Annotated in this window: 23 protein-coding genes; 11 read left to right on the top strand and 12 right to left on the bottom strand. The window is 67.7% G+C overall.

What is annotated here, in order from left to right; all coding sequences use genetic code 11:
* Window position 1: 1 nt before the first annotated feature.
* From ACFQQD_RS06105 to ACFQQD_RS06125, 5 genes are all read left to right on the top strand, one after another.
* Window positions 2-1744, top strand: a complete 1743-nt coding sequence (locus ACFQQD_RS06105; protein ID WP_378087292.1) for an ABC transporter substrate-binding protein — start codon at window positions 2-4, stop codon at window positions 1742-1744.
* 3 nt (window positions 1745-1747) lie between these two features.
* Window positions 1748-2707 (top strand): ABC transporter permease, encoded by a 960-nt coding sequence (locus ACFQQD_RS06110; RefSeq protein WP_378087294.1) that lies wholly within the window; start codon window positions 1748-1750, stop codon window positions 2705-2707.
* Window positions 2704-3702, top strand: coding sequence for an ABC transporter permease (locus tag ACFQQD_RS06115; protein ID WP_378087297.1), 999 nt, complete (start codon window positions 2704-2706; stop codon window positions 3700-3702). Before ACFQQD_RS06110 ends, ACFQQD_RS06115 begins: the two co-directional genes overlap by 4 nt.
* Complete coding sequence (locus tag ACFQQD_RS06120) at window positions 3699-5453, top strand: dipeptide ABC transporter ATP-binding protein (protein ID WP_378087299.1); 1755 nt, start codon at window positions 3699-3701, stop codon at window positions 5451-5453. Before ACFQQD_RS06115 ends, ACFQQD_RS06120 begins: the two co-directional genes overlap by 4 nt.
* Before the next feature lie 82 nt (window positions 5454-5535).
* Window positions 5536-6489: an SRPBCC domain-containing protein gene (locus ACFQQD_RS06125; RefSeq protein WP_378087301.1), complete on the top strand. Its 954-nt coding sequence runs from the start codon at window positions 5536-5538 to the stop codon at window positions 6487-6489.
* On the opposite strand, the gene tgt is transcribed toward ACFQQD_RS06125, so the two are convergent.
* The 3 genes from tgt to ACFQQD_RS06140 are packed head-to-tail and all read right to left on the bottom strand — an operon-like array spanning window position 6486 to window position 8474.
* Window positions 6486-7811, bottom strand: coding sequence for a tRNA guanosine(34) transglycosylase Tgt (gene tgt, locus ACFQQD_RS06130; RefSeq protein ID WP_378087303.1), 1326 nt, complete (start codon window positions 7809-7811; stop codon window positions 6486-6488). The genes ACFQQD_RS06125 and tgt overlap by 4 nt on opposite strands.
* On the bottom strand, window positions 7808-8263 hold the full coding sequence (locus tag ACFQQD_RS06135) for a type II toxin-antitoxin system VapC family toxin (protein WP_378087305.1): 456 nt from the start codon (window positions 8261-8263) through the stop codon (window positions 7808-7810). The genes tgt and ACFQQD_RS06135 overlap by 4 nt, the downstream gene beginning before the upstream one ends.
* Window positions 8244-8474, bottom strand: a complete 231-nt coding sequence (locus ACFQQD_RS06140) for a hypothetical protein (protein ID WP_378087307.1) — start codon at window positions 8472-8474, stop codon at window positions 8244-8246. The genes ACFQQD_RS06135 and ACFQQD_RS06140 overlap by 20 nt, the downstream gene beginning before the upstream one ends.
* Window positions 8475-8645: 171 nt before the next feature.
* Between ACFQQD_RS06140 and ACFQQD_RS06145 the strand changes: the two genes are divergently transcribed.
* Window positions 8646-9134 carry a lipopolysaccharide assembly LapA domain-containing protein gene (locus ACFQQD_RS06145; RefSeq protein ID WP_378087309.1) on the top strand — a complete coding sequence of 163 codons (489 nt, stop codon included), beginning with the start codon at window positions 8646-8648 and terminating at the stop codon, window positions 9132-9134.
* A gap of 34 nt (window positions 9135-9168) precedes the next feature.
* Here the strand turns inward: ACFQQD_RS06145 and ACFQQD_RS06150 are convergent, their stop codons facing one another.
* Complete coding sequence (locus ACFQQD_RS06150) at window positions 9169-10068, bottom strand: DUF6707 family protein (protein ID WP_378087540.1); 900 nt, start codon at window positions 10066-10068, stop codon at window positions 9169-9171.
* Window positions 10069-10074: 6 nt separating this feature from the next.
* Entirely contained in the window at window positions 10075-10614 is a 540-nt protein-coding gene (locus ACFQQD_RS06155) for an NUDIX hydrolase family protein (protein WP_378087311.1), read from the bottom strand.
* Between the two features lie 209 nt (window positions 10615-10823).
* Between ACFQQD_RS06155 and ACFQQD_RS06160 the strand changes: the two genes are divergently transcribed.
* Window positions 10824-11237 (top strand): hypothetical protein, encoded by a 414-nt coding sequence (locus ACFQQD_RS06160; protein WP_378087313.1) that lies wholly within the window; start codon window positions 10824-10826, stop codon window positions 11235-11237.
* A 40-nt stretch (window positions 11238-11277) separates the two neighbouring features.
* On the opposite strand, the gene ACFQQD_RS06165 is transcribed toward ACFQQD_RS06160, so the two are convergent.
* Window positions 11278-12474 (bottom strand): NADH:flavin oxidoreductase/NADH oxidase, encoded by a 1197-nt coding sequence (locus tag ACFQQD_RS06165; protein WP_378087315.1) that lies wholly within the window; start codon window positions 12472-12474, stop codon window positions 11278-11280.
* A 125-nt stretch (window positions 12475-12599) separates the two neighbouring features.
* Between ACFQQD_RS06165 and ACFQQD_RS06170 the strand changes: the two genes are divergently transcribed.
* Both ACFQQD_RS06170 and ACFQQD_RS06175 read left to right on the top strand, forming a co-directional pair.
* On the top strand, window positions 12600-12908 hold the full coding sequence (locus ACFQQD_RS06170) for a hypothetical protein (protein WP_378087317.1): 309 nt from the start codon (window positions 12600-12602) through the stop codon (window positions 12906-12908).
* A complete protein-coding gene (locus ACFQQD_RS06175; RefSeq protein WP_378087319.1) occupies window positions 12908-13615 on the top strand; it encodes a Type 1 glutamine amidotransferase-like domain-containing protein in 708 nt (235 codons plus the stop codon). Before ACFQQD_RS06170 ends, ACFQQD_RS06175 begins: the two co-directional genes overlap by 1 nt.
* Before the next feature lie 16 nt (window positions 13616-13631).
* Here ACFQQD_RS06175 and ACFQQD_RS06180 read toward each other — a convergent pair whose 3' ends face one another.
* Window positions 13632-14102: a DUF2000 domain-containing protein gene (locus ACFQQD_RS06180; protein ID WP_378087321.1), complete on the bottom strand. Its 471-nt coding sequence runs from the start codon at window positions 14100-14102 to the stop codon at window positions 13632-13634.
* Between the two features lie 109 nt (window positions 14103-14211).
* Between ACFQQD_RS06180 and ACFQQD_RS06185 the strand changes: the two genes are divergently transcribed.
* On the top strand, window positions 14212-14688 hold the full coding sequence (locus tag ACFQQD_RS06185; protein ID WP_378087323.1) for an Lrp/AsnC family transcriptional regulator: 477 nt from the start codon (window positions 14212-14214) through the stop codon (window positions 14686-14688).
* 16 nt (window positions 14689-14704) lie between these two features.
* Here the strand turns inward: ACFQQD_RS06185 and ACFQQD_RS06190 are convergent, their stop codons facing one another.
* The gene (locus ACFQQD_RS06190; protein WP_378087325.1) at window positions 14705-15685 is read right to left on the bottom strand and encodes a helix-turn-helix transcriptional regulator; all 981 of its coding nucleotides are present in this window, start codon (window positions 15683-15685) and stop codon (window positions 14705-14707) included.
* 93 nt (window positions 15686-15778) lie between these two features.
* On the opposite strand from ACFQQD_RS06190, the gene ACFQQD_RS06195 reads away from it, so the two are divergent.
* Window positions 15779-16144: a VOC family protein gene (locus tag ACFQQD_RS06195; protein WP_378087327.1), complete on the top strand. Its 366-nt coding sequence runs from the start codon at window positions 15779-15781 to the stop codon at window positions 16142-16144.
* Here ACFQQD_RS06195 and ACFQQD_RS06200 read toward each other — a convergent pair.
* The 4 genes from ACFQQD_RS06200 to ACFQQD_RS06215 form a co-directional block, all read right to left on the bottom strand.
* On the bottom strand, window positions 16141-17922 hold the full coding sequence (locus ACFQQD_RS06200) for a hypothetical protein (RefSeq protein WP_378087329.1): 1782 nt from the start codon (window positions 17920-17922) through the stop codon (window positions 16141-16143). The genes ACFQQD_RS06195 and ACFQQD_RS06200 overlap by 4 nt on opposite strands.
* A 2-nt stretch (window positions 17923-17924) precedes the next feature.
* The gene (locus tag ACFQQD_RS06205; RefSeq protein ID WP_378087331.1) at window positions 17925-18584 is read right to left on the bottom strand and encodes a DedA family protein; all 660 of its coding nucleotides are present in this window, start codon (window positions 18582-18584) and stop codon (window positions 17925-17927) included.
* Complete coding sequence (locus tag ACFQQD_RS06210; RefSeq protein WP_378087333.1) at window positions 18581-19591, bottom strand: pseudouridine synthase; 1011 nt, start codon at window positions 19589-19591, stop codon at window positions 18581-18583. The genes ACFQQD_RS06205 and ACFQQD_RS06210 overlap by 4 nt, the downstream gene beginning before the upstream one ends.
* Before the next feature lie 74 nt (window positions 19592-19665).
* Window positions 19666-20856, bottom strand: coding sequence for a glucose-1-phosphate adenylyltransferase family protein (locus tag ACFQQD_RS06215; RefSeq protein WP_378087335.1), 1191 nt, complete (start codon window positions 20854-20856; stop codon window positions 19666-19668).
* Between the last annotated feature and the right edge of the window lie 37 nt (window positions 20857-20893).

Consider the following 20893-nt stretch of genomic DNA (forward strand, 5'->3'; position numbering starts at 1 on the left):
CATGAGCACTCCCCGTCTCTCGAACGTTGTGCGGGCAGAACGAACCGGTTCGTTCTGCCCGCAAAGTGAGCCACACCGCCGAGGGTGGGTGGTCACCTCTCTGATCTTGGCCTCCCTCTTTCTGACCTCGTGCACGTCCAGTGCACAGCCCGACGGCGGCCCGGACCCTGCTGCCTTGGCCGGGACCGAGGGCCCACGCCAGGGCGGAATCATCGAGTACGGCCACCTGCAGGAACCCAACTGCATCTTCGGCGGCTGGATCCAGGAGAACTTCACCGCCCGGCAGGTCTTGGACAACCTCGTCTCGCACACCGAGGACGGCGGGGTGGTGCCGTGGATCGCCACCGACTGGTCGGTGTCCGATGACGGGCTGGTGTGGACGCTCGAACTGCGCGATGACGTGCACTTCACCGACGGCACCCGGCTGGATGCGGCAGCGGTGGCCTACAACTTCGACTACTGGCTCGACGGCGGCAACAGCACCGCCGCCGCGCACCTCGGTGGCTTCTACGACCATTCCGAGGTGGTGGACGAGGACACGGTGGAGGTCCACCTCTCGGCGCCGTTCTCCCCGTTCCTTTCCACGATCTCGCAGTCCTACTTCGGATTGCAGTCGCCCACCGCCCTGGAGAACCGCAGCGACGAGGAGAACTGCCGCCAACCCATCGGCTCGGGCCCGTTCACCGTCAAGGAGTGGAAGCGCGGCGAGTACATCGAGTTCGCCCGCAATGACGACTACCACTGGGCCCCGAAGAACGCCCGCCATCAGGGGCCGGCCTATGTGGACGGCATCCGGTGGAACATCATCCCGGACAACACCTCCCGGTACGGTTCCCTGGTCTCCGGAGAGACGGACGTCATCGGCGAGGTGCCGGCGGTGAACATCGATGACGCCCGGCAGCAGTTCGACTTCACGCAATACATCACTCCCGGACGGCCCGTCGTGATCAACCTCAACACCGAGCAGGGGATCTTCACCGACCAGACGGTCCGTCAGGCCCTCAGCTTCGCGACGGATCGGAAGGCCAACGTCGAGTCGGCCTTCCTCGGCACGGTCCCGTTCGAGCCCAGTGGTTATCTCTCCCAGTCCACGCCCGACTACGACTCCGAAGCGGCAAACCAGTACCCCTTCGACCTGGACCGGGCGCGGCACCTTCTCGATGAGGCGGGCTGGACCGGCCGGGATGCCGACGGCACCCGCACCAAGAACGGTCAGCGACTGCAGGTGACGTTCGTCTATGGCCTGAACAGCATCATCACGCCGGACGGCAACACGGTGATCCAGAACTTCCAGGAACAGGCACGGGCGGCCGGCTTCGACATCGTGCTGCGACCGGCCACCCAGTCCGAGTTCTTCTCCGGGGCCTTCTCCACTCCGGACAGCTATGACGCCCAGGTCGGCTACTGGACGAGCCCGCATGCCGGCATCCTCAACATCAACTACCGGCCCTCCACCGAGGAGTCACCCAACGGTGCCAACACCACCTTCCTGAACAACCCGGAGGTGTTCCACACCATCCAGGCGGCGTTGAGGGCGCCGACGCCGGGCGAGGTCACCGAGCACTTCTCCACGGCCCAACAGCAGCTCAGCGATCTGGCCCCCGCCATCGGTCTCTACACGCAGACCAACACGTTGGCCGTTGACGACACTGTGACCGGGGTGTGGCTCGAGCCCGCCCAGGGTGGACCGGTCTTCCATGACGCCTACTTCACCTCGGCTGCGGCCGTGAGAACGGAGGACTGACCCATGACGGTGACGATGGGCCGAGTGCTCGCCCGGATCGGCCGGAAGGTGGCCGGCGCCGTGTTCGTCGTCTGGGCCGCCGCGACGATCACCTTCCTCATCCAGGTCGTGTTGCCCGGCGATCGGGCCACGCTGCTGCTGAATCAGCAGACCGGCCAGGTCCAGGAACGCACCGCGGAAGAACTCGCGCCGATCAACGAGATGTTCGGCTTCGACGATCCGGTGTTCCTGCAATACCTCAACTTCATCGGCGGGCTCCTCCGCGGCGACCTGGGCATCTCCTACACCCTGTACCAGCCGGTCGCCACGGTCATCGGGGACCAGATCCTCCCCACCGTGGTCCTGACCTTCACGGCGCTGGCCATCGCCTGGGCCCTGGCCCTGATGCTGCTGGTGTGCACGGCGCGACGCGCGGCCTGGGTCTCCAAGCTCTTCTCCGGACTCGAGGCGGCCGCCGCGGCCCTGCCCCAGTATTGGCTGGGCATCATTCTGCTCGTGGTGTTCTCCCTGTGGCTGGGCCTCTTTCCCGTCGTCAGCGGTAGCGGCACGGCCGGTCTCGTGCTGCCGGCCTTGACCCTCGGCATCCCCCTGGCGGGGTTCCTCGCTCAGGTCATGCGCACCGAGTTCGAACGGACCCTGGACGAGCCCTTCGTGCTGACGGCCCGAGCCCGGGGAATGTCCGACGGCGGCGTCCGAGTGCGCCACGTGCTGCGGCATTCGCTGTTGCCGGGTCTCAGCCTGACCGGCTGGGCGGTCGGGGCCCAGTTCTCCGCGGCGGTGATCGCCGAGAACGTCTTCTCCCGGCCCGGACTCGGTCGCGTTCTCGTGACCGCCGTCAACGGGCGTGACCTGCCGGTGGTCTGCGGAGTGGTCATGCTCGTCGCGCTGATCTACGTCATCACCAACCTCGTCATCGACGCCGCATACACCCTGGTCGACCCCCGACTGAAGGAGCACTCATGACTGCCCAGCCCGTCACCACCCAGACCACCCAACCACCCCAGACAGCTCACCCCACTGGTGAATCCGCGGTTCCGTTCGAACACCTCCCCGGGTCCCCGGGCGACTCCTCGCCGAATCCGACGCGCAGCCCGGTCACGGCCTTTGAACTCCGTCCCCGTTTCCGTCCCCGTCTCCGTCCTCGCGCCTGGCGACGGACGCCGACGACGGTGTGGGTCGCCGCCGCCATCGCAGCGCTGCTAGTGGTGGCCGCCGTCGCTCCGGCTCTGGTGGCCACCGCCGATCCGCGGGCCATCGATCTGGCGTCACCACTGGCCCCACCGAGTTGGGAGCACTGGTTCGGCACCGACCAATCCGGCCGGGACCTGTACTCGCGCATCGTGCATGGAACCGCCTCGTCGTTGCTGATCGGGCTCGGAGCCACCGGAGTCGGAGTGGGCCTGGCGGTGGTCTTCGGGTGCTGGGCCGCTCTCGGCGGACGGTGGGCCGACGCGGTGATCGGTCGGGCGATCGAGGTGCTCTTCGCCTTCCCCATCCTGCTGTTGGCGATGGTCTTCATCGCCGTGTACGGCCCCTCCGTGCAGACGCTGATCTTCGCCGTCGGGCTGGGCATCGCCCCCGGCTACGCCCGCATGGTGCGGGCGCAGGTGATGCAGGTGCGCGGCTCCGGCTACGTTCAGGCCGCCCGCGCGCTGGGACATCATCCGGCCCGGATTCTCACCCAGCACGTGCTGCCCAATGCCCTGCGCCCGTTGATCGTCGTCCTGACGCTCGGCATCGGACAGTCCATCGTGTGGGCCTCGGGCCTGGCCTTCCTCGGCTTCGGTGTGGCGCCGCCGTCGCCGGAATGGGGAGCGCTGCTCGAGGCCGGCCGCCCCTACATCACCGAAGCCTGGTGGCTGGAGATCATTCCGGGCCTGGCGGTCCTGGCCACCGCGCTGACCGCCACCGTTCTCGGCCGCCATCTGGAGACCACCCTCGAAGGAGACCGCCGATGAATCCGCTGGCCAAGCTGAAGGGACTCAACGTCTGGTTCGCCGACCAGCACGGTCACCAGCGTCACGTGGTCCATGACGTCTCGGTGGAGATCTCGGCGGGGGAGTGTGTGGCCATCATCGGCGAGTCCGGGTCCGGGAAATCGGTCACGGCGCGGACTTTGATCGGGATGGCCGGATCGAACGCCAGCGTCGAGGCGGAGACTGCCGAGGTCTTCGGCCGGGATCTGCGGGCCCTGAGCGATGCCGACTGGAAGAGCATCCGCGGCCGTGAGATCGGCTTCATCCTTCAGGACGCCTTGGTCTCCCTGGACCCGTTGCGCACGGTCGGCGCCGAGATCGGCGAATCGCTGCGCCTGCACGGCGTCCGCGACCGTGGCGAGCGCCAGGCCCGGATCGAACAGCTGCTGACCGAGGTCGGCGTCCCCGAGCCCGTGCTGCGCGCCGGTCAGCGTCCGGACCAACTCTCCGGCGGCCTGCGGCAGCGGGCCCTGATCGCCTCGGCCATGGCCAACCGACCCGCGCTCGTGGTGGCCGACGAACCGACGACCGCCTTGGACGTCACGGTGCAGGCCCAGGTGCTCGACCTGCTGGCCGAGCGCAAGGCCGCCGGCACCGCCGTGCTGCTGATCAGCCATGACTTCTCCGTGGTGGGACGGCTCGCGGACCGTGTCCTGGTGATGCAGGGAGGAGCGATCGTGGAGACCGGGACGGCGTCCGCGGTTCTGGAGAACCCTCAGCACTCCTATACCCGTCAGCTGCTGGATGCGGTCCCGTCAGGGCACACCAAAGGCGAGTACCTGACCGACGAGGGGCGGCAGCGTGCCAGTCTCCGGGTCCGGGCGCCGGAGGCGGCACCACATGATGCGCCGGTTGATGTGCTGAGTGATGGACCGAGTGAGGTGCCGCGTGAGTTTCCGAGTGAGCCCGCCCGGCCGGCGGTCTTGACGGCCAGCGGCCTGACGAAGTCGTATCGAGGTCCCGATGGACGCGACCGCACCGTGGTGCGGGACGTCTCCTTCGACGTCACGGCCGGCCGAACCCTGGGCATCGTGGGCGAGTCCGGCTCGGGCAAATCCACGACGGCCTCCATGGCGCTGGGGTTCATTGAGCCCGACGCCGGCTCGGTCCTGCTCAACGGCCGGTCCTGGAGCGATCTCGACGTGGCCGGGCGGCGATCCCGGCGCCGTGAGGTCACGTCGGTGTACCAGGATCCACTGAGCTCCTTCGACCCGCGCTGGACTGGCGAGCGAGTGCTCGTGGACGCCCTCGACGCCGGCGCCCAGCCAGGACTGTTCGCCTCGGCGCGGCAGCGCCGCACCCACCGCGAAGAGCTGCGGAAGCGGGCGGCCTGGTGGGCCGCCGTCGTCGGGCTGGATCCCCGCCATTTGGCGAAGCACCCGCTGCGGCTCTCCGGCGGGCAACGGCAACGCCTGTCCATCGCCCGGGCGCTGGCCCCGGAACCGGACGTCGTGGTCCTCGATGAGGCGGTCTCCGCCCTCGACGTCTCCGTGCAGGCCCAAGTCCTGGACCTCTTGACGGAGCTGCAGGAGACCCTCGGGACCACGTATCTGTTCATCTCCCACGACCTCGGCGTCATTCACCACATGAGCGACGACATTCTGGTGATGAAGCACGGTGAAGCGGTGGAGTACGGTCCGGCGTCCACGGTCTTCGACGATCCTCAGCACGACTACACCAAGAGGTTGCTCGGTTCCCTGGAGGTGCTCTCCACCCACGCCCTGGCGCGGTGAGCAGGGGTGAGCAGCGGTGCGCAGCGGTGAGCATGGCCGCTCGACTCTTGCCGACGCCTGAGGTGGCTGCCACCATGACCACATGGTCGAGTCCACACCCTCTGCTTCCGCCGCCGAGCCCGAGCAGCCGGCGGCCGTTCCCACCGCCACGGTGGACCGCTCGAACGATGGCTGTCGGGTGGTCGTCGAGGTGGACGTGCCCGCCGGAGTGGACGACGTCTGGGAGTCCGTGGCCACCGGAGAGGGTTATCTGCGATGGTTCGTCACCGCGGAGCTGGAGCCACGCGAGGGCGGACGACTGATCACCCACCACGGTGACTTCGGCGATTCCGAGGGCATCATCACGCAGTGGGAACCCGGTCGGCACCACTACGCCTACGTGGAGGCGGACTGGATGGGCGACGGCACTCCCGTGCCCGACTGGCACACGGAGATCACCCTGGCTCCGGCGTCGGTTCCGGTGCCGGTGTCCGTGCCGGACGCCGCTGAACCGCGCACCCGGGTCCGTTTGTCCAGCGGCATCGATACCGAGGGTGAGCAGTGGGCCGAGGACATCGTCGGAACCGTGGACGGCTGGACATCGGCGTTGCGGACGTTGGCCGAATATCATGCCCACTTCGCGGGGAGGCAGACGGCACAGGCCCTGGTGATGCTCTCCGTCCCCGCGCGGCACCGGCTGCCGGGCCTGCTGGGACTGGACGGTGCCGCCGTCGGGAGCCGGAGCTCCGTGCACGCCACCGCCGGTGGGCAGCCGCAGCGCGTCACCGGCACCGTGATCGAGATCAGAGAAGGGCCCGACGGCGGCCGGCAGAGCCCCGAGTCGGTGGTGCTACGGGTGCCGGACGGCGAGGAGGCGGCGCCGGGTATCTGGGAGTTCGGCACGGTGCAGTACGGAGACACCCGGATGTCCGTGGTGCGCGCCTACCTCCATCTGCCGAAGGACGCGGAGCCGGACGTCACCGAGGTCGCCCGCCGCACCGAACAGGCCTGGACCGCAGTCCTGGAAGACCTGGAAGCGTCGTCAGAGAGCCGCTAGGACTTCGGGGCGTAGTAACGCCCCAGAACCTCGTCCTTGAGCTCGTAGAACGTTCCGTCGTCGATCGAGGCTCGGATCCGGTCCACCAGATGCACCGTGAACCACTCGTTGTGAATGGACATCAATGTGTGCGCGATGAGTTCCTTTGCCTTGATGAGGTGGTGGATGTACGCCCGCGTGTAGTGCGCGCAGGTGTAGCACCCGCATCCCTCTTCGAGGGGGCCGAAGTCCCGTTTGTACCGGGCTCCGGGCAGGTTGAATCGCCCCTCGGCGGTGTAGAAGGCGCCGGTGCGGGCCACCCGGGTCGGGGAGACGCAATCGAAGGTGTCCGCTCCGCTCTCGACCGCGATGAACAGGTCGTCGGGCTCGGAGATTCCCAGCAGGTGCCGAGGCTTGTCCTCGGGAAGTTCTTCGGTGCACCAGCCGACGATGGTTCCCAGGTTGGCCTTCTCCAGTGCCCCGCCGATGCCGTAGCCGTCGAAACCATGCTCCGGCGTCTCTGCTTCTGCTTCGGACTCGGAGAGGGCGAACCTGGTGCGCATCCCGGCCAGATCCCGGCACGCCTTGCGGCGCAGGTCCTCGTACTGGGCGCCCTGGATCACGCCGAACAGGGCCTGGTAGGGCTTGCCGGCACGCTCGGCGGTCAGCCGGGCATGCTCGTCCAGGCACCGCTGGGCCCAGCGTCGAGTGCGCTCGAGGGCGTCCTCCTGGTAGCCGCGCGAGTTGTGCAAGGTGGTCAGCTCGTCGAAGGCGAACATGATGTCCGCCCCGAGCTGGTGCTGGATGCCGACCGAGACCTCCGGCGTGAATCGGTGCCGGTCGCCATTGAGATGGGACTTGAACCAGACCCCGTCCTCGTCCACATCGGCCAGACGCTCCTTGCCCGGCGCGACGGTGTCATCGGCTCCCTGACCCGACGGCGCCTTCGGCCCGGCCATGTCGATGACCTTCTTGAACCCCGAGCCCAGGCTCATCACCTGGAAGCCGCCGGAGTCGGTGAACGTGGGGCCGGACCAGTTCATGAAAGCGCCCAGCCCACCGGCCTCGTCCAGCAGGTCCGGTCCCGGCTGCAGGTACAGGTGGTAGGCGTTGGCCAGCAGCGCCTGAGCTCCCAGCTCGCCCATCGCCTCCGGCAGCACGGCCTTGACGGCCGCCTGCGTGGCCACCGGGATGAACGCGGGGGTGTGGATCTGACCGTGCGGAGTGGTGATGGTCCCGGTGCGGCCGGCGCGCGGCTGCCCGTCCGGTCCGGTCAGTCGGGTCCCGACGGCGAAGGTGAAGTCCCGCGGCGAGGCTGCGGTGGGCGCCGGATCGGCGCTCACGGGCGCAGACCCATGACGCCGACGTGGCCGGCGAATCGAGCAAAATCGTCCACGTTGCGAGTCACGATGGTGTCGATTCCGTGAACGAGCATGGTGGCAACGACCTGAGCATCATGAATCTGCTGGCCCGTGCAATCGACGTCGTCCAGGAGGTGAAGGAGGCGGTCGGTGACCTTGGCGTCCTCGGCCAAGAGCTTCAGCCGCGTGCGCAGCGCTCTGAGGTTCGCCAGTGCGTCCGGACGGGACAGGCCCAGTCCGTTGCGCTCGGCGGGGCGCGTGGCCACCACCAGGTATTCACGGATGATCTGCCCGCTCGTATACAGGGCCATTCCGAATGACGGCCACTCGTTGAGAGCCGCCAGCGCCTCCAGGTGCTCCGGTCTGGATTCGTCAGTGGCTGCGAGGAGGACGTTCGTGTCCAGGACGGCTCGCTCAGCGTCCGGCATCGCCATAGATCTCCTCGCGGTTCCAGGTGGGGTCACCCGATGTGCGGACGGTGGTCAGGTGGAGCGGCGGGAGGGCCTCACGGGGAGGCGCCTCCGAAGCGGCGGCCTCCAAGATCTGCCGGACCTCCTGCTGCATCGAGTGACCGTGCCGGGCGGCCCGCTCGCGCAGCGCAGTTACCACGCTCTCGGATAGGTTCCGAACATGGATGGCGGTCATGGTGCCATGATACCGATTCCGCTAGTGCTACCACTACCGCTCGGCCTGTCCTGCGATGGTGGCCTCCTCCAGCCACGGCGCCCCCAGTTGACGGGGGCGGCGCGGGTTGAGTGAGCGGCCCAATGGCAGTAGCTTGACCAGTACCAATCGGTAACGAGAGTGGGACCTGACATGGAACGCAGAAGCGACAACCCACACGGCGGGCGGCCTCCCGGGACCGGATCCGGTGCCGTGGAACCGGCGCACCCGGGAGAAACCGAGCTGGAGTACGAGGTCGAAACCGATCCTGTTGGATCACCGCGGGCGGACAGTGAGCTGGACACCGTCCCCGAAGGCACCACCCGGCCCAAAGTGCAGATGGACCCTTCCCTGGACCAGCCGGCCCGCAGAGGCCTCAGCGGCGGGACCTGGATCGCGCTGATCCTCGGTGCCGTGGTGCTCGTGCTGCTGTTGATCTTCATCCTGCAGAACAACGTGGAGGCGCAGTTCGCCTACTTCGGCTGGAACTTCAGCCTGCCGCTGGGCATCGCCATGCTCTTCGCGGCCATCGCCGGCGTCCTCGTGATGGGACTCTTCGGCTCCGTGCGGCTCATCAAGCTCGGCCACCGGGTACGCAGGCTGGAGAAGGAGCGCAAGGCCATCAAGGCCCAGCTCCGGTAGGAGTCCGGACCCTCCGTCCCCTCAGGGGTACTCCTCAGTCCTCGCCGGCCTCTGCGATCCGAGCGGCGAGAGCGCGCAGGGCCTCGATCTCCCGGCGCACCCGGCGGTCGAGCTCTTCAGCGGTGAAGGTCTCCGAACCGCCGCGGGCGCGCAGGTACATCAGCGTTGCCAGGCGGGCCTCACGCCACTCCCGTTCCGTCACCGGGTCGTCAGCGGCTTCGGCGCGCAGGACCTCCCGGTCGTAGAGATTCGGTTCATTGAGCTGGCGCTGCCGGATCTCAGCGGTGCGCTGAGCGCGGATGGGATCGTCCTCGGCGTCGTCCGGCTCGGTCAGGCGGGCCCCGGCCGCGCGTCCCTCGGTCTCCTCGCCGCGCAGGAAGTGGATGGTGGCCGCCAGGGCGAGGGATGACTCGATGGACTTCCACCGGCCCATGGCCCCGTCGTACGGCAGATCCGTCAGCAGGGTGGTCAGGCGCAGTGCGCCATCCGGATCATCGAGGTCGATGAACAGGTGCCGCGCCAGAGCGTCGATGTCCTGCAGTTGTGACCCCGAGCGTAGGTTGATGCCCCGGGAGAGCTTCGCGGCGACGGTCAGCACGTGCTGATTGTCCGGATGCAGTTGGGCCACCTGGACCACGGTGGCCTCGGGGGTTCCCTCGGCCACCGGAGCCAGGTCCGCCCGGGCATCCAGTGCCGGGGCCGGGCGGTGCGTGCGCACCCGGATCGTGGAGTTGTACGCGATCCGCACCTCTCGACCGTCGGCCAGCGTCGCGATCACCAGAGCCGGAGTCCCGAAGTCGTCGCGGCTCGTCCGCGTCTGAGTCACCGGGGCCGCAGGTTCGCCGCGTCGGGTCAGGAACCGGTCTCCGGGCTTAACGTGCTGGGCCTTGACCGAGCGCAGATAGTCGGTCCGGCCGTCGTCGTGCTGGTCCATCACCGCTCAGCGCCCCCAGCCCACGTGGGCCAGGGCCTGACGCACCAGGTTGCCGCGGCCGCCGATGAACTCGGCCTGGATCGCGTCACTGATGGACTCCTCGGGGGTCAGCCAGGACAGCTCCAGGGCATCTCCGCGCGGCTGACATTCCCCGGTCACCGGGACCAGATACGCCAGGGCGACGGCGTGCTGACGGTCGTCCGTCAGCCCGGTCTCCGAAGGGCTCGGGAAATACTCGGCCACGGTGAACGGCGTGATCGACGGCGGCAGCTGGGGCAGAGCGAGCGGGCCCAGGTCCTTCTCGAGGTGGCGCATGAGGGCTGCCCGCACGGTCTCGCGGTACATCACCCGACCGGAGACGAGGGTGCGGCGCAAGTGGCCGTCACCGTCGGCGAGATACAGCAGGCCGATCTCCGAGACGTACCCCAGCGGGTCCAGGCGGACCGGGAGGGCCTCCACGTAAACCATGGGCAGCCGGCGTCGGGCTTCCTGGAGTTCCTCTTCCGACAGCCACCCGGGATTCGGGTCGGGGGTGCGTACGTTCATAGCCTCTGTTCTACCCGAGTCCGGTCTGCCGGTCACGCCGCCGGACCGGGGACCGGCCAGTTGGGCGGGTCGCGGTGTCGCGAAGCTCAGGCGCGTTCTGGCGCGGAGCCGGAGCCCATAGCGACCGGTAGCGTGACCATGTGGTGTGAGTGGTACACGAGGCGACTCCGCAGATGCAGAGCCAACCACCGAGTGCTGGAGGAGCAAGCATGTCAGAACAGCTGACCGGTGTGGTCGTGGGAGCCGTGCTGGGCGTGATCGGTGCGGGATTCCTGTTCACGGCGTGGTTGTCCTACAGCGGCCGGTTCCGCAGTTGGATGTTGGCGCGGCCTCCGCTGACCTTCTTGGGGCGGTACTGGGGCCTCCTGCCGATGGCTCTGACCGGGGCCGGCATCCTGTTCGTCGCCGTCTGCGCAGGAGTGATCATCGGTGCCGGTGGCACCGGTTCCGTTCCCGCGGTCTGGGTGTTCGTTCTGGTGGTTGGCTTGGTCGTCAGCCTGGTGGCGGCCGTGTGGACCAGCCACCGGCTGCCCCGGTCCCTGAGGCCCGCGTGGTATCAGGACTGGGAGGACCGGGGCATCACCGAGCAGGAGGTCACCGCCTGGCTCCGTGACCGGCGGTGACCCCTCCTCTGGCTCTGTCAGCCTCCGCTCACGGCTAGGATCAGCTGGCGACGCCGGCGGGCTCTGCCTGACGCACCGGGGTGGACACCCGGCCCCACGCTGCGCGGTGGTACGGCGGTGCGACGAACTCGCGGAAGCGATCGTCGCCGAGGGACTTGGCTGCCTCGATGGGCCAGTTGGGCTGGACCAGGGCGGCGCGGCCCAGGCTCACGCCGTCGGCCCGCCCCTCCGTGACCACGGACTCGGCCAGCTCGGGATCGGTGATGGCACCCACGGCCGAGACGAAGACTCGACGGTCGTCCTCGTTCCCGTCGAAGGCGGCCCCGTATCCGGCGGGCACGGGGACGTCGAGGGTGCCACGGCGCACGGCCCCGGCCAGCGGCACCTGGTAGGCCGGTCCCGTCGGACCCTGGAAGGTGTCGCCGATGCCACCGGAGGACACGTCGACCCAGTCCAGGCCTTCGGCGGCCAGCTCGCGGCTCAGCCGGACGGTGTCGTCCTCGCTCCAGCCGCCGTCGAGCCAATCGGAGCCGGACAGGCGAATGCCCAGGATCTTCTCGGCCGGCCAGACGGAGCGAACAGCAGCCACAATGCGGCGCGCAAGCCGGGTGCGGTTCTCGAAGGACCCGCCCCACTCATCCGTACGCTGGTTGGTGATCGGGGAGAGGAACTGGTGGATCAGATATCCGTGGGCGCCGTGGATCTGGATGGCGTCGAAACCGGCCTCGTCAGCTCGCCGTGCGGCGGCGGCGAAGGCCTCGATGACCTCTTCGATCTCGTCGGTGGACAGCTCGCGGGTGGGTCCGACGTTGGTCACGGCCGGCACTCCGGACGGTGAGACCGTTTCCCAACCGCCCTCGTCCAGCGGAATCCCGCCGTCGGGGTATCCCGGATGCGCGGGCCAGGTCGAGGCCTTCGATCCGGCGTGCGCGAGCTGAATGCCCGGAACGGCGCCCTGTGAGCGGATGAACTCGGTGATCGGCGCCCAGGCGTCCCGCTGCTCGTCGTTCCACAGTCCGGTGTCCTGGTCAGAGATGCGGCCTTCGGGCACCACCGCAGTGGCCTCGCTGACGACCATGCCGAAGCCGCCCACGGCGCGGGCACCCAGATGCGTCTGATGCCAGGGGCCGGGCACTCCGTCCTTGGCGGTCACGTTGTATTGGCACATCGGCGACAGGATCAGGCGATTGCGCAGAGTTTGGCCGGACACGGTCACGGAGTCGAAGAGAATGCTCATGGCTGGCACAACTGCTGGTCAGGCCGGGGTTATTCCGACGACGGCGAGTGCTCCGGCTCACACGTAGCACCGGCCGCGCGCGCTCGGTACCCGGAACCGGGTCTCGGATTCCTACACTGGTGGCTATGCCCTCCTTCCGCGCCCGCCTGCAGATCGGCGATCTGCTGCCGAACCGCGGGCCGGAGGAGGTCATGGATCGGGCCGTGGCCGCGCTCGCGGCCACCTACACGGTGGAGGCCAAGGACGTCGAGGTGGTGGCCCGGATCCCGAGGATTGTGGTGAGGTTCACCGTGCCCGAGTCCACGTGGGATGGCGAGAACGTCGAGGCCGCTACCGCCGCCCACAGCATGCACGACGCCGTCCGGCAGGTGGCCACGACAGGTCGCCTCGAGGTGCTGCGCCGGGAGCGCGGTAGATGGGTGCCGGTCGGCTGATGAAGGGCACCATGGTGGCACTCGGTGGGGGCGGTTTCTCGATGTCCGAAGACGGAGCGTCTGCTCTCGATGACTACATCCTTGCGATGACCAAAAGGCCGCGGCCACGGATCTGCTTCATCCCGACGGCAAGCGGAGACGCCGACACCTACAGTGAGCGTTTCGAAGCCGCCTTCAGGGACCGTGCGGACACGTCAGTACTTTCTCTGTTCTGTCATGAGCCCTGGGGGTACTCGGACCCGGCGATGTTGTTGGAACAGGACGTCATTTACGTGGGCGGCGGCTCGACCGCAAATCTACTGGCGATCTGGCGCCTTCACGGCTTGCCCGAGATGCTGGAGAAAGCCCTGGACAGCGGAACCGTGCTCGCAGGTATCAGCGCGGGGATGAATTGCTGGTTTGAGTCATCGTCAACTGATTCGTATGGTCCGCTCGCACCACTCGACGACGGACTTGGTTTGATCCCTGGGAGCGCTTGCCCGCACTATCTCAGCGAACCTCGTCGTCGCGAGTCCTATCAGCATTGGGTGGCCACGGGGGCACTGGCGGACGGTTTTGCTGTGGACGACTACGCCGCTGTGGTCTGGCGAGACGGGGCGTTCGTGGAGGCGGTGGCCGAGCAGCGTGATCGACCGGTGTTCTGGGTAGAGCGGACTGCTGATGGTGTCGTCGAGCGCGAGATACCGGTTCGATTGCTGGGTCAGTAGGCCGCATGAACGACGGTCACGGCAGAAGGCGGAGCCTGCCGACGATCTTGTCCACCTGTTTGCGTGGTCCGACCAAGCTCACGGCCGCGTAGTCAATCCCTTCGGCGGGGAGGCCGGCGAGACGGTTGAGGTAGTCGTCATAGACCCGCGCCTCTTGCGCGGCGGTCGGCATATCGGCGACGAAGATCGCCTCCTGAGTTGCGGCCTTGTCCCGTATGACCCGTAGCTTTTCGGCGTCGGCGGCCAGGATGGAGCATCCTGCCCAAGGCAAGCCAGCGTGCAAGGTGCCGTCACTGTCTGGGCCACCAGGCCCGAGAAGCCCAGAAACGGACGAGGTGGTGGCAGCGGACACGCAGGCAGCCGCGTTGACGGACCGTCCTGCGGGAAGATCGCGATCGACCACAATGACCCACTTCAAGGGGGTCGAACGCGTCGATGCACCGGTTCGAATCTCGTCGGGATTGAACCCCACTGGCTGGTCACTCATACCAGAATCGGCCTCTCGTGATGAATTGAATACGGTAACGAAGAGGAAGTCTAACCATAGATTCAGTGCAGTTATCGCTGTTCGTATATAATTCGGATACCCTGGTCGTATGGCTGATCTGGACGAACTTGATACGGCGATCGTGCGCGAACTCCTCCACGATGCTCGGCGCACCAATCGCGATGTGGCTGCCGCGGTCGGCATCGCACCGACCACAGCCTTGGACCGGACTCGGTCGCTGCGTGAACGGGGAGTCATCACCGGAGCTCGGCTGGACGTCGATCTGGCCAAGATCGGCCGACCGGTTCAAGCACTCGTCGCGGTCCGGGTGCGACCCCCAACGCGTTCGAATATCGAAGGGTTCCGGGAGTGGGCCGCCGAACTGCCTGAAGTCTTGGGGCTGTTCGTGACCAGCGGCAGCGAGGACTTTCTGATCCACGTCGCCGTTCCGGACAACAACCATCTCTACGCCTTCGTGATCGATCGAATGACGGAACAACCCGAGGTCGCCGACGTGCGCACCTCGATCGTCTACGAGCACATCCGCAGCTCCACGGTCCTGCCCGCGGCCGAAGGTGGCGATTGAGCGGCCCTCAAAGCCACTATTGATCGCTGACTTTGCCCCAAGGAGCGTGCCTCCGGGCGACGTCGGCGGCAAGGTCGTGCATCCGCTGGCGGGCGGAGGCCGGGGCGATGACCTCGAGGTGGTCGCCGAATTGCAGGAGCTGGCGCACGGACTCCACGTCCGAATACTGGATCGTCACCTCGCACCATTCGTCGTCAATGGGGCGAACGCTGTGAAGTCTCGTCCCGAGGATGCGCTGGGCCAGATCGACCCGACGACGGCGCAGCCGCGCCTCCACGGTGACATCCCCGGGCGCCTCGATACGCTTCTTCAGCTCGGCCCACACAGACGACAGCGTCTCGCCGGGCCGGGTCATGCTCGGTTCGTCCAAGGACTCGTACCATTCCAGACGCTCGAGCGAATACAGGCGGGGTTTGTCCTGTCGATCGGCCACCAAGTACCACCGAGTCGACTTCGTGGCCAGACCGTAGGGATCCACCAGCTCGTCCTGAGGCTGATCGTGGGAGCTGTGCCGGTATCTGATCCGCATTCGCCGGCGGTTCCGCAGTTCCAAGGCCAGCTCACTGAGATCCACCATGAGTTCAGATCGGCTCATCCACGCGGAAGACTCAGCCACGACCACGTCGCGAAGCGGCACTGCCGGAGAATCGGCAACGGCATGCGGAGTATGCCGGGCGTGGACCTTGTCGGCCGCCCGCTGTGCTGCCGCTGCCAGTCCGAGACGGTCTTGTTGGTCTCGGTCCAGTCCCGTCATGGAGAGCGCCTCGAGCTCGGCGGGCTCCAAGTGAGAGACATTGAGCCGTGCACCGGGAAGCACGGCGATGCCGCCGTACCGGCCGCGCTCGGCATAGACCGGCACTCCGGCCGCAGACAAGGCGTCGACGTCACGCAAGACGGTTCGGCGGGACACCTCGAGTCGCTCGGCCAACTCTGCCGTGCTCAGTCGCTGGCGGGTTTGCAGCAGCAGCAACAGCGTCAGCAATCGGGAGGCCTTCATGAGATCAGTCTGTCAATACATGACAGCTTTTGTCCTGTATTGACGTTGTCATGGTGGATGGACCATCCGTTCGCCACCGAGAGGAGACTCATCATGACCGCCCCGAATCTGTTCCTGTTCTACGTCCAGGACGTCGAGGCCTCCACCGCCTTCTACAGCGACCTCTTTGAGATCAGCCCAAACTTCACCAGCCCTCGCTACGTGGCGTTCGAAGTGGCGCCGGGCGTGCTCTTCGCCCTCTGGAGCGGCAACAACGATCACGCCGTTCCGGCCACTCCCCGGACCAGTGAGATCGGCCTGATGGAGGCTGGCGGCAGTGAGGCCGTCGACGCCGTCTACACCCGGTGGATCGGCAAGGGCGTGACGGTGGTGGAGGAGCCGCACGACGACGTCTTCGGCCGGACCTTCGTGATCACGGATCCTGACGGAAACCTCATTCGTGTCTCGCCGACCGACTAGAAGTCGTCGACCTCGTGCCCCAGGGCGGCGCGGTGCTCGGCATGGTTGATCCGGTACCGGCGGTTCTCGGTGGCCAGGAGCACCACGAACAGGCCCATGGCGGCCACGATCGCCACCCAGACTGAGGTCATCGAGCCGACGAGTCGGGGGACGAGGATCGCCGTCAAACCCCACGCCAAGCCCAACGCGATGGTGATCCGGCCACGCTCGGTCATGGCCATCATGGCCGCGCCCCACACCACGATGATCAGAGTCAGCACCGCCCAGACCGGCCCCGGAATCCACAGCAGGTTGATGCCGAGGGACTGCAGCCAAATGGAGGCGTTGGTGGCGGCGAAAATGACCGCCCAACCGGTGAACAACCCGATCATGCCGTCCGTGATGGCCCTCTCGACCCGGGTGCGAGCCGTGTAGAGGTTCAGCTGGTGGATGCTGTCCACCAACAGGTATCCCACGGCCAGCCAGACGGCCAGTTCGAAGCCGAGGAGAACTCCGGTGCGGGCGATCACGAACCACAGAGTGGCCGCGACCATGGCCGCGGACAGTCGCCACCCCGTGGCTCGCTGGCGGGCAGCGGAGGCCTGTGAGGGCAGCCACTGGTGCACGGTGTACAGCCCCATCGCGAGCCAGAGCACCGGCCAGACGAGTTGATGCCACGAGGACATGGAGAGCATGGAGAAGCCGCCGGCGAACCTGCCCCCGTGCAATTCGTGCAGCCACGGCCCGGCGCCGTCGTTGCCGAGGAAGCCGATCCCGAAGATCCCGCCGCCGACGAAGACCAGGAAGGCGACCGTGACGGTGAACCGACGGAGCACGTCGAGACTGGTCGGGGCCGGATCGGGCTCGAGGGAGGGCAGGTTGTACGGCGGAATGTAGTTCGAGACCGGAGGGGCCGGCTCAGGGGCCGCCGCGGACGGCATCGGACGTGACCGGCGCAGCGTCGCGGTCTCAATGGCCTGGGCTTTTTCCACGATCCGGTCGCGGTGGCGCATATCCGGCAAGGACGCACGAGCCCGTTCCAGCAATTGGGCGTCCGTGAGGTTCTCTCCGCGTTCCTCGAGCATGGCTCGGCGGTCGGCCGGGGGAATCCAGTCCGTGCCGTCGGCCTCGCGAGCGGCCACCTGCAGCGCCCAGGTCTCTCGCTCACGTTGGCGCGCCAGCCACTCCTCGTGTTCCTGGCGCTCCATCTCCTGGCGCAGGGCCTCTTCTTCGGCGCGCTGGATCTCCAACAGGCGTTCCTGTTCGCGCCGGGCTTCCTCTTCGGCTTGCCGCCGGGCCTCGCGTTCGGCTTCCTCGGCGGCGCGTCGTTCCGCCTCTTGGCGCTCCCGCTCGGCCTGCTCAGCAGCGCGCTGGCGTTCAAGCTCGGCCTGGCGTTCGGCCTCGGCCTTTTCGGCGGCCTCCCGTTCCTCGGCCAACCGCTTCTCCTCAGCCCGCCGTTTGCGCTCGGCCTCCCAATGGGCCCTCTGCCGCTCGTAGGCAGCTCTCAAGGTGGCGGGGGAGTCGTAGATGGACTGGGAGACCTTGTCCCAGTCCGGTTCGCCCAGGCTGTCGAGCCATTCATTGAACGACTCGAACGGCCCTTGGGGTTCGCGCGTGTTGGCGTGCCGCAGTCGCGCTGGCTTGTGGGTGCCGTTGTCGTCGCCCGTGGCCTCACCGGACGGCGCCGACGTCGGCTCTTCCGGCGCGTCAGACCGCGTTGGGCCGGACGACTTCTCCGCCGCGGCTTTCAGACGTTCCAGCGCGGCGGAAGATGATGACGAGGAAGACTCAGCGTCCACCTTCACCCCTCCCTGGACCGTCGCCGGATGGCAACGACCCCCGCAATGACCAACCCTGCAAGGGTACCCAATCCCATCCCCACCAGCGCGCTGGCCCAGAAGGGCAGGCCTGTCGCGTTGCCAGTGAACCATCCCAGACCGACCATGTATCCGGACCACACGAGGGAACCCACTCCTGACAGGGCGAGAAACGGCTTCCACGGGATGCCGGCGATTCCGGCCGCGGCCATCGACGCCGTCCGGCCGCCCGACACGAAGCGCAACACGAAGAGCGATGCGAAGCTCGGTGCCGGCCCGGCCTTGTCCAACAGGCGCAGAATGCCGCGGTGGATCCGCTGGCCCCAGGAGGCGCGGTCGAGTAGACCCGTGAGCCGGTACCGGAACAGCGCGTAGAGCCCGACGTCCCCGGCCCAGCACCCCAACCACGCCGCCAGAACGGACGAGACCAGGCTGACGGTGCCGACATTGGCCATGGCTCCGGACCCGATGACGAACAGCTCGCTGGGCACCGGAGGAATCGGAGCATCCAGGGCGACGAGCAGTGCGGTCAGGGGATGGAACCACCAGCCCAGGGACTCGATCCAGTCGGTGTCGAGCCCGGAGCCCGCCGACACCCCCGACCCGGTGGCTGCCAGCGCCTCCAGCCAGACCGGCCACCTCATCGAGGTGCCTCCGGGCGTTCGCGCAGCCGCAGCCGGGAACTGAATTGCCGTGGCTGGCCGGTCAGCGGGTCGGTGAAGCCGATGGTGTGGGCCAGCAATTGCAGGGGACGGTCATAGTCGTCCGGGGCGGCGTCGAGGAGTTCGGGGTAGAACGGGTCGTTCAGAATGCCCAGTCCGAGCGCGGCCAGATGGACGCGCAACTGGTGGGTGCGCCCTGTGCGGGGCAGAAGACGAACATGCGCGACGGCGTCCCCCGCCCAGGTGCCCGCGGACACCCCCGTGCCAATCAGCTCGATCCGGGTCTCCGCGTTGGCGCCCACCGTGGGCCGGTTGGTTTTGCGCCCGGGCCGTGCCGGGTCGCCGGGCGAGCGGCCTGAGACCTTGACGGGGTAGTCCACCGTCCGGGCGGTCAGCACGCCCTTCACCTTGTCCATCCGATTGCGGTAGGTCAGGGGAAAACGGTCGGCCGCGGTCAGGGCCGTCACCGCCTCATAGACCTTCCACACCTGCCGGCGTTCGAAGAGCACCTGGTACGCGCCGCGGGTCTCGGGGTTGGTCGAGAACATCACCACGCCCGCAGTGGCCCGGTCGAGGCGGTGCATGGGCACCAGGTGATCCAGGCCGAGTAAGTTGCGCAGCCGCACCAGAGCCGACTCCTGCACGAACCGGCCGCCCGGAGTGGTGGGCAGGAAGTGCGGTTTGTCGGCGACGAGGAGATGCTCGTCCTGGTGCAGGACCGTGACCGGGAAGGGGATCGGGTCCTCGTGCGGAACGCTGCGGTAGTACCAGACGAAGTCGTGGGCGGTCAGCGGGGTGTCCGGCGTGACGACTTGGCCGTCAGCGGCGCGCACCTCGCCGTCGCGGAAGCGCTGAACAATGCCGTCCGGGTCCACGTGACCCCAACGGTGCAGCACGTAGTCGAGGATGGTCGCCCAACCGGTGTCCGGCACGGTGAGTCGGGTCGCGTTGACGCCGTCACGAACGGGCAGCGGTGGTGGTTGGGACACAGGGTCCAGTGTTCCAGATCGGCGGCCCGGTTCCTGTCGCACGTGCCCATCACTCCGCCCGCGGGACGGCGGCGTCAGTGCCCGGTGGTCTCATCCGAACTGTTGGGGCCGCGGTCGGCCGGCACCAGGACGGTGATGTCGCCCTGCCCGCGCCGGGGACCGCCGGAACGTCCAGGAGGAATGGCCGCGCCGACGTCGGCGATGACCGATTCCAGCACGGCCCCCGCTGGTATGACGCAGTCACCGAGCAGGACGGAGTGGGACACCCGGGCGCCAGGCTCCACCACCACGCCCGGGCCAATCACACTGTGCTCGACTTCGCCCAGGATGCGACCGCCAGAGGTGACGAGCGATGCCGACACCGTGGCCTGTGTATCGATCCAGGCCGGCGGCGCGTGCTTCGGGTTGGTCACCAGTGGCCAGCCGGGTCGGTCCAGGTCCAAGCCGGTGCCGTCGAGCAACTCCATGTGGGCCGTGTAGTAGGCCTCAATGGTGCCGACGTCTCGCCAGTACCCTTCCATCCGGTATGCGTGGGTCCTCCGGTGCTCCACGAAGTGCGGCAGGATCGAATCGCCGTAGTCGCCCAAGGAGTCACCGTCCGGATCCCCGCGCTCGGCCGTGAGATGGCGGGTCACCTCCGCGAGAGCGGCGACGTCATAGATGAAGATCTCCGAGGCCACGAGCCGGCCCTGGGGCGCGTCGGGCTTGTGGTCGTAGCGGGTGACCACGTCGTGGCCGTCCACCTGTACCACGCCGAACCGGGACGGGTCGTCGTTCGTTTCGGTGGTCACCATGGTCAGCTCCGAGCCGCGGGAGTGGTGCCGCTCCAGCGCCGGGCGCAGGTCGAACTGGTACAGCTGGTCGGCGCTGAGCACCACGACCGTGTCGGCCCCGAAGGACTCCAGGAGAGGAATCTGTTGGTGCAGGGCGTGACCATTGCCGGCGGCGAATCCCTCCTCCGTGCGACCCTCCGCCGGAGGCAACAGACGCATTCCATGGCGGGTGCCATCGAGATCCCACGGTCGTCCGCCGGCCAAGTGCTGGTTGAGGGTGAAGGGCCGGTACTGTTCCACGATCCACACGTCGCGCAACGCAGAGTTCGCCAGGTTGGACAGCACTACGTCGATGAGGCGGTATTGGCCGGCGATCGGTACGGCTGGCTTGGACCGGGCATCGGTCAGCGGCGACAGGCGGCCACCTCGTCCACCCGCCAACACCAGGGCGACGGTGGAGTGGGCGCGGTCCTGCGGAAAAGGATCAGCCATGTCAGCCTCCTCGGGAGGGGTGCTTCCGGCGAGACGC

This window comes from Citricoccus sp. GCM10030269 (genome assembly GCF_042665635.1).
Taxonomy (GTDB): domain Bacteria; phylum Actinomycetota; class Actinomycetes; order Actinomycetales; family Micrococcaceae; genus Citricoccus.